Genomic DNA, 8256 nt, shown 5'->3' with positions numbered 1-8256 from the left:
TGAAGACGGCCGCCGGACTGGCGGTATCAGCCTGCGGAGCACCGGTAAGACCAGGAGCAATCCCGGCACAGCGCGAAGAAACAGGAAGCCACGGATTCCCGACCCAAGCCCGTGCCGCGTAGCGGCACAGCAACAAGTCGAGAAGGCCAGAATCCTCGGGCTTCAGCCCGAGGAGCAAGTCAATCCAGCCGTAGATCGTGATCTCAATGCTGAGTGGCGCCTCTCCGCCTACCCGAGTTCACCGAGACGGAGGGCGTCCTCAATCTCGCTGAGCTTCGCGGAGGACAAGACGCCAGCCCGCTCGATCAGGTCGCCCTGGGATAGGGTGGTCAGCCAGGTGCAGGGGGTAAAGCCCGGGCGCGGGAACGCTACCCGCAGCACGCCTTCAAAGGGCAGTCCTTTCATGGCACCTACGTGCACTTCGACGCCCAGACCGCTGATGTCGACGCCCGCAGGAGTGACGACCTGCATCGCCCGGATCCTCGACGCGTCGTCTGCCGCCAGCAGTACGACCAGCCGCCGCTCGTCGAACTCCACCCACCAGACTTCGCCACGTTGCACATGTCCTCCTGACTCAGGACGGCAGACGGAACTGCGCGACCCTGACGCGTTGTGGAGACGAGTGCGGCCACCGTTGATCATCGTGAGTTGTGTGGACTGACGAAGAGACGGTGGCCGCGGGTAACAGCATAGAACCCGCCCGTTGGCGGGAAACGAGTTCGGGTCCGGGCCGGTGGCAGTTGGTGGCCCAGGGCGACTGGACCTGAGTTCGGCCCAGGAGGCTCTGAGCTGGACAGCCGTCGCTGCACTGCACCGACAGGACCGCATGTGACATCCCGCGACCCGCAACGCCCGACCGGGAAACCCCAGTCGGGCGTTCTGACGGCCACGCTCGGACCGTCGAGAGCGGCTACTTCGTCAAGTAGGCGTCGAGAATGGTCTCTTTGACCGTGTTGCCCTGCCGGTCGACGGCCTCGGCCTTGAACGAGACGCTGTGGCCCGCCCGGGGGTTGGCAACCCGTATCCGTCCGTCACGGACAGGCGTCTTCTCCCAGTTCACGCCCTTGTCGTAGGAGACCCACACACGCAGTGACCTGAGGTTCCGCCCTTCGGCCGGCCCCTTCACTGCGACCGGCACCCACACCTCCGCCCGCGCCCTGCCCGTGTTGTGCAGGGACAGCGCGGGAGTGAAACGAACGACGGAGACGGGGAGATCGGTGATTCCCTGGGTGTGCTCGGAGGAGAATGTCCACTCCGTTGAGAGGCTGGAGGATACGTCGGCCACGGTGCCGCGGTCGACCGAGACCACCACCCGGTAGTCCGCCCTTTCCGGGTCCGCGACGTAGAAGAAGTCCATCGGGTGCGGGCTCGTGCTGACCAGTTCGCCGTTGCGGTAGACCTCGGTACGGGCGCTCGCGATCGGTGATTGGTTGTAGCTCTGATTGCCGCTTCCATCGGAGAAGAGCGGAAGTCCCCCGTCCAGGAAGTCGCCGTTTCGGATCAGATGCGCGCCTTCCGGCAGGTCGGGGCCGAAGACGCCCACATTGAATGTACGGCGGTAGGAGTGCCCCGGCTCGTATGCCCGTGCCGGCGCACCGTACCTGCTCTCGAAGGTGTCGTCGGCGTCCACCTGGTAGAAGGTCAGCCACCACTTCGACTCGTCGGTCAGCAGATGCAGCGTTCCGGTGTAGGGCAGGGTGTGCGTGGTGCCCAGACCGCCGGACAGTTCCGTCGACGGCGAGATGAAACCGCTCTTGCCCTGCGCGGGTGCTCCGAGTTTCGTCCGAACATCGGCGAAGTCACCGGGCCCGGTGTGCCGGGTGAAGCCGGTGAGGAACCGGTCCGCCTTGGGCTGGTACAGAAGGTGGTAGTCGTCGTGTCCATCGGCGCCGGTGGAGAAGGACAGTGACAGGTGCTGACTCGTCAGGTCGCCGGAGGGCGCCTTCGGACCCAGGTGGGCGGTTCGAAGGCCCTTGAAGGACGTGACGAAGACGCCCATGGAGGCACTGCCGCCATCGGGCACCGCGTTGCTCGCGTTGATGAACCCGAAGCTCGGGTATGCGGAGCGGTCCGGCACGGTGACGTCGATGGGCTTGGCGGTGCGGGCGTCGAGCGTCACCACGGTGTCCTTGGTGACGTCAAGACTGGGTTGGTTCAGCCAGTCGGCGCCTTTGGCGGTGGTGCCCGCCGGGTCCACGCGCAGGAAGCCGTTGACGAAGTACCGGCCCTTGGGGACGCGAACCGAGTACGTGTCCCCGCTCACGCTCATGGTGGAGCCCAGAAGGGGACCGGTGAGGCCCGCCAGCGTAGCGTCCCAGGAGCCGGTGGGGGCCGGCTTCCCTTGGCGGTCGAGGGGCTTGAACGTGACGGAGTACATCTCCGACTCGCGTTCCACTGCGAGCGCGGTGCCGACGCTCTGTCCGGCACCGGCGGCGGTGATCCGCCCCGTGAAGCGACCTGCGGCAGCGTTCCCGAGCCGGGTGTCGGCGACGATCTTCACGGTCGCCTCCCCGTGCCCCGGCACGATGACCTGGTCGGGGGCGGTGAACATCCCCTTCGGAGCGGGACTCCCGTCCGGCCCCTTGGCGTCTACGGTCAGCTTCAGGGTGACCGAGGTGTCGCCCATGTTGCGGTAGGTGAGGTTTTTGTCGAGCGGCTGATCGTCGGTGTGCGGCCACTGGGCGATACCAAAGGACAGCGAGGTCTCCCGGGTGAAGACGGCCTGCTTGATGGCCGTACGCAGGTCGACCCGCCCGGAGCCCTGCTGGAATGCCGTGTATGGGCCGGGTGCGGCTGACGCGACGAGTGCCTGCTTGATCTCGTCGCCGGTCCATTCGGGGTGCTGCTGGGCGAGGATCGCGGCAGCGCCCGCGACGTGCGGGCTCGCCATGGAAGTGCCGCTGAGGGCGATGTACCCATCCGCGACGGGAGTACCGACGTTTGCCAGATAGCTGTCGTGCGCGACGGCGGCGCCGATATCCACCCCCGGGGCTGTGAGGTCTGGTTTGACAGCGTTGTCACCGATGCGGGGGCCGGTGCTGGAGAACGGGGCCAAGGCGTCCTGTTTGTCGACCGCGCCGACCGTGAGAGCGGCGTCCGCGCTGCCAGGGGTGCTGATCGTGGCGGATCCCTGCTCGCCGTTGTTGCCCGCGGCGACGACGAAGAGGGTGTGGCTCTCGGAGGACAGCGTGTCGACCGCCTCCTCCATGGGGTCCGTGCCGGGGGAGTCGTACGTCCCGAGGCTGAGGTTGGCGACATCCGCCTTCTCGGCTACGGCCCACTCCATGCCCGCGATGATCTGGGACATGCTGCCGCTGCCGGTGTCGTCGAGCACTTTGCCGTTGAGGATGCGGGCGCCTGGGGCGACACCCTTGAACCTGCCGCCGGACTTGGCTCCGGTGCCCGCTGCGATGGACGCGACGTGGGTGCCGTGACCGTATCCGTCCCCGGTCGTGGGTGAGTTCGAGAAGTTGTGCTCGGCGACAACCTGTCCTGCCAGATCGGGGTGGGTGGTGTCGATCCCGCTGTCGAGCACGGCGATGCGGGATCCCGTGCCGTCGAAGCCGGCCGCCCACGCCTCGGGGCCGCCGATCTGCGGCACGCTGGTGTCCAGGGAGGCATGAACGACGGCGTCGAGCCACACCGAGGCGATTCCTGGGGCGACGGTACGGTCCGTGGTGCGCGCCGCACCGCTGGTGATGGCGGACCAGAGGGTCGAAGTCCCGTTCGCGGGCGCGGTGATGGCGTCCGCGTCGATGCTGGTCAGCGTCCGAAGCACGTCGGCACCGGGTGTGGTGCGCAGCGCCCTTCGCGCCGTTGGACGGTCATCGTCGTACCTCACGATGAGCCGTACGTCCTGGCGCTGTGCGTAGGCCGGGGTGCTCAGGGTGGTGATGTCGAAGAGGCGCCGGTCCAGACGGCCGTTGTCGACCAGGCGGCGAGCGTCGTCGGGTAGGGCGTAGGTGTGCCCGCCGACGGTCTCGACACGGATGGGTATGTCTTCCCTGCCTTCGGCGGATCGGACGGAGAGCGCTCTGCCCTTGCTGTCGACCGCGATGCGGTCACCGGTGATCAGGGGGATCCACCGCTGTGCGGGGGAGGACTCGGTGGGACTGGTTCGTGGTGTGGAGCCGAGGGGCGAAGGCGAACCCGTGTTGCTGGGGCCCGCAAGGGCCAGGGAGGTCGACGGGGTTGTGGCGATCAGCATCATGCTGATCGCCACAACCGCACCGAACGCCGGTCTCGGGTGGGTGAATCTCACGATTTCCTCTCGTTCAGCCGCTCTATGTCAATTGACGGATCAAATGTCTGAGGTCCTCAGGGGGAATGTGCAGGAGATGTCTAGCACCAGAAAATTGTTGAATCAAGTATATGAATGGCCCGGTCAGTTGGCCTTCCCGCCCACTCTTCCTTCGCTGTTGCACGGCGACGCCCTGTCTGCGTGCTGCGTTGAGCCAGGGGATCTGGGCTTCGCGCAATGTTCGCAGGCGTGCCGCCGCAAACTTCCGACAGGGCGAGCTGTCGACGGCGCCTGGTCGATGTCGGGGCGTGGACACCACTGGTCGCCAAACCTTCAAATGGGCGCCGCTGTGAACCGGGATGGGCTGAGTGACGTGGCCCGGGCTCCGGGCGTCCGAGAGTGTCTCCGCGTGCAGTGGAGTCCCAACGACTGCGAATCCGATGCTCCAGCCACGCCCGGCTTACCCGTCCAGGCCATCCACTCGTCGTCCATCTGGCTGCGCGGAGAGGGGAGGCGCTTCGTTGAGACCATCCGGTCCGTCGACGCGTGAAGGGGGCGATGCCGCTGCTGCGGCCGGTGTGGCGAGGCGCGTGACCGCGATGGTACTTGACTGTGCAATGAATCAAGCGTCTAATGCACCTGTTGATCATCCACCCGCGAAGCGTATGTCCTTCACCACCTGGCCTGGAGCCGTTTGCCAAGCGTGCGGGCTCCTTGCCGACGATCTCCGTCTCGTTGAACGGCTCGGCGGAACGACCGCATCGCGATGACGGACGGCGCTGAAGGCGGTCGAGTGTGGCGGAGTGCGAGTGAGGACAGTCCCCGTTTCGTAGGCCGCGAGAGCGAGTTGCTGTGCGTGACGGACGCGTTCAAACGGCGGCCGGCGCTGGTGTTCGTCGAGGGCGAGCCCGGAATCGGCAAGAGCCGGCTGGTGCGAGAGGCGCTGGCGGCCGTCATGGCGAAGGGGCAGCGCCCCCTGGTGGCGATCTGCCCTCCGTTCCGTTAGGCGCTGACGCTGGGTCCGATCGTCGACGCCGTGCGGCAGGCCGTTCGCACGCGCGTCGACGTCGCTGCTCTCGAACTGTCGCCATTGGCGGGCTAGTTGCGGTCCCATTTCCCGGAATGGCGGACCGGCTGCCGTCGGCTCCCGAACCTCTGGCCGACGCGGGCGCCGCCCAGCACTGCCTGATCAATGCGCGCAGATTTGCAGATTCTCGATCCCTCAAGCGGAACAACTCGTCTGTGAATCGGTGTTCTCGGAACGCTACGCAGCGAGTTGGTGGCCCGTATGGCCTGGGTCGGCTGGAGCAGACGCTCGCATGTTCGTCCTGACCACACTCCGGTGACGTTCATAGACGCCTTCCACGGTTGACCCGTTCGGGCAGGTCACCCCAATGAAGGCCGGCCCGGACCCGGTGTATTAGCGCGTCGATCGCCTGCCGGTGGTTCCTTCACCTGCCGCACCGCCCGTTGCTGGCCGCCAGGAAGGGCGACAGCCGTGCCCGCTCGGCATCGGTGAGATCACCTCGCCTCAGGCCCACGACAACGACACTTGGAACGGTGGGAGTTACCCTGTCGGACCAGCGGCCAAAACTGGTCCAACCGGCGGACCACGGTGAAGCCGGCACGAGCTCGGCTCATCCGCGTGGCTAGGGGCTGCGTCTTCGGCCACTGTCTGGGCAATACTGCTGTCGGTCTCGGCTGCCGTCGACGTACGCGCCCCTGCCGCTGCCCCGAAACCTGGGTCGGGTTGATTGACCAGTTTGCGTGACGTGTTCGGGTGCCGGCGGTGCCTAGAATCGCCGCGGGCATGGCGGGGGCCGCTTTCCGGTCGTCCCCTGAACGTCGGCTGTGAACTGTCCGGAGCCGCCAGGAGGCCACATGGAGACGACCGTGCTGTCGACCCGTCATCTGCCGAAGGCCGAGCGTTTTGACTGGTGGCGCGAGATGGTCGCTCACTCCTCCACCCCGACAGCCGTAGCCAGCGAGCACCGGGCCGACTTCCTCGCTACTTCGGAGCAGACCTGGCTCGGGGACCTGCGTCTGTCGGCCGTGTCGTTTCCGTCGATGCGGGTCAGCCGGTCGCGCACGCTCGTGCGCCGGTCCGACCCCGAGCGGTACCACCTCGTTCTTCCGAGCCGTGGCGGCAGGTGGTTCTCCTGGGAGCGCGGCGACGCGCTGGTGAGGGAGGACGACCTGCTGCTGTACGACAGCTCGCACGCCTACGAGGCACACTCCGTCACGCGGGACAGCCGGCTCTCCTGCCTCATGATCGACATTCCCCGTGGGCGATTACCGTTGCCCACAGCGAAGATCGACCTGCTTCTGGGGCGTCCGCTGCCGGCCCGCGTCGGCACCGGCTTCCTCCTTGCGCAGTTCCTCACCCACCTTGCCCGACAGGTCGACACTCTGGAGGACGGCGACGCCCTCCGGCTCGGCACCGCCACCTCCGACCTCATCACCGCCTTGCTCGCCCACCACCTGGGCCTCTTCGACGAGGTCGGCGCCGACAGCCGCGAGCGCTTCCTGCTGACGCGGGTCTACGCCTTCATCGAGGAGCACTTGGGCGACCGCGGCCTTTCGCCGGCGCGCATCGCCGCCGCCCACCACATTTCCGTCCGCACCCTGCACAATGTCTTCCGCCGGGAGGAGATGTCCGTCACCGAGTGGATCAAACACCGTCGGCTTGAGCGTTGCCGCCGCGACCTCGCCGAACCACACCTGTTCCACAGGCCCATCCACACCATCGCCGGCCGGTGGGGTTTCGCCCACCCGCAGTCCTTCAGCCGCGCCTTCAACGCCGCCTACGCGTGCACCCCAAGCGACTACCGTGCCACCTTCCGCCCGACGGGACGTGCGCTGGGAGTGCAGGGAGATGCGCTGAGCGCGCAGGCCAACTCAAGCTGACAACGGGAGAGTTGAGGGGACAGGTCGAGATTCGCGTCCCTCCGCCTCTAGGGCGGAAAGAGAGGAACGAAGACGATGAAACAGACAGTCTCCCGATCGGCCTCCCTGAAGCGCCTGGCCGTCGCCCTCACCAGCGCCCTCCTGCTGCTGGCGGCCTTCGCCACGCACCAGGCGAACGCCGCGGGGGTGGACTTCACCGCGAAGGCGAAGGCCGCCGGCCTGAGCAGCGCGCAGAGCGCCAGCCTCCAGGAGAACGTCGATCGCTACCTGGCGGCGCTGGGCGGCACCCAGGTGGCTCCCAATGTCATCGACCTGGGCGGCAGGAGCACGGTCTTCGTGGCCGTCCCCGGCGAGGTCCACCCCCGCGACCTCTCGAACGGAACGCTGGCCGATCCCTGCGCGGGCGGAGGAGCCGACCCCTACTACTTCTGTGCCTACAGCGGGATCGACTGGACCGGCACCTCGATCGCCATGTACACCTGCAAGGCGTACACGATTCCCTACGCTGGCAACGGCTCGTGGGACAACAACCAGTCCGCCGGCACCAAGGCCCGCATGTACAACCCCAGCGGCACCCTGATCTACACCACTCCCGGAGCCCGGAGCTATGACGACGTCGGAAGCTGGTCGCCGGTGCACACGGTCCGCAACTGCTGAGACGGCACCGCCGAGTACGCCTGCGACCGTCGAACGGGGGCGTCGTTCTCCCCGGTCCCGCCAGCCTCGCCGGCCTCAGTGACGGATGCCGGTGCGCGGAGATGCGGGGGTGACGGCGCTGCCGCGTGGGTCCGCAGGTCCATGCCGGGACGGCCCCGTCTGGTCTGCCGCCTCCGTCATTCGTCGAACTTGTCGGCCTCGACACAGTGATCGGCTGCTACCCGACGCTTCCCCCAGCCCGCGTCTGTTTGAGAATGGCGTGCGGGATACCCGTAGTTAAGCGGGGTTCGGACTCGAGCCTCGTAGGGCTCTCCAGGACGACGTCTTGGAACTACTCCAGGGCGACGCCCCGGGGAGCCCCTCAAAGCAGCACTCCCCTTCACCGTCGGCTCACGCCGTCGCTCCACACGACAGTGAACAGCGTCGGCGGCGTTCCCCACCCGAGGGTGGGG

Annotated in this window: 5 protein-coding genes; 3 read left to right on the top strand and 2 right to left on the bottom strand. The window is 67.2% G+C overall.

Features of this window, described 5'->3' with window-relative positions; translation table 11 throughout:
• Positions 1 to 228: 228 nt before the first annotated feature.
• Both AB0C62_RS41850 and AB0C62_RS41845 read right to left on the bottom strand, forming a co-directional pair.
• Positions 229 to 561, bottom strand: coding sequence for a type II toxin-antitoxin system PemK/MazF family toxin (locus AB0C62_RS41850; protein WP_362982519.1), 333 nt, complete (start codon positions 559 to 561; stop codon positions 229 to 231).
• A gap of 349 nt (positions 562 to 910) precedes the next feature.
• Positions 911 to 4222 carry a S8 family serine peptidase gene (locus AB0C62_RS41845; RefSeq protein ID WP_362982517.1) on the bottom strand — a complete coding sequence of 1104 codons (3312 nt, stop codon included), beginning with the start codon at positions 4220 to 4222 and terminating at the stop codon, positions 911 to 913.
• Positions 4223 to 5006: 784 nt separating this feature from the next.
• On the opposite strand from AB0C62_RS41845, the gene AB0C62_RS41840 reads away from it, so the two are divergent.
• The 3 genes from AB0C62_RS41840 (at position 5007) to AB0C62_RS41830 (ending at position 7804) form a co-directional block, all read left to right on the top strand.
• A complete protein-coding gene (locus tag AB0C62_RS41840; RefSeq protein WP_362982515.1) occupies positions 5007 to 5246 on the top strand; it encodes an ATP-binding protein in 240 nt (79 codons plus the stop codon).
• An 875-nt stretch (positions 5247 to 6121) separates the two neighbouring features.
• Positions 6122 to 7147 carry a helix-turn-helix domain-containing protein gene (locus tag AB0C62_RS41835; protein WP_362982513.1) on the top strand — a complete coding sequence of 342 codons (1026 nt, stop codon included), beginning with the start codon at positions 6122 to 6124 and terminating at the stop codon, positions 7145 to 7147.
• 75 nt (positions 7148 to 7222) lie between these two features.
• The gene (locus AB0C62_RS41830; RefSeq protein ID WP_362982511.1) at positions 7223 to 7804 is read left to right on the top strand and encodes a hypothetical protein; all 582 of its coding nucleotides are present in this window, start codon (positions 7223 to 7225) and stop codon (positions 7802 to 7804) included.
• Positions 7805 to 8256: the final 452 nt, after the last annotated feature.

Origin of the sequence: Streptomyces sp. NPDC048643 (assembly GCF_040650615.1) — a bacterium.
Taxonomy (GTDB): Bacteria; Actinomycetota; Actinomycetes; order Streptomycetales; family Streptomycetaceae; genus Streptomyces.
Note: the sequence above shows the minus strand (reverse complement) of the source record. Positions and strands in the feature narration are given on the sequence as shown.

Excerpts from the sequence above, each read along its gene's own strand:
- AB0C62_RS41835 (WP_362982513.1), top strand. The coding sequence starts at position 6,122 with ATGGAGACGACCGTGCTGTCGACCCGTCATCTGCCGAAGGCCGAGCGT.
- AB0C62_RS41830 (WP_362982511.1), top strand. The coding sequence starts at position 7,223 with ATGAAACAGACAGTCTCCCGATCGGCCTCCCTGAAGCGCCTGGCCGTC.
- AB0C62_RS41840 (WP_362982515.1), top strand. The coding sequence starts at position 5,007 with ATGACGGACGGCGCTGAAGGCGGTCGAGTGTGGCGGAGTGCGAGTGAG.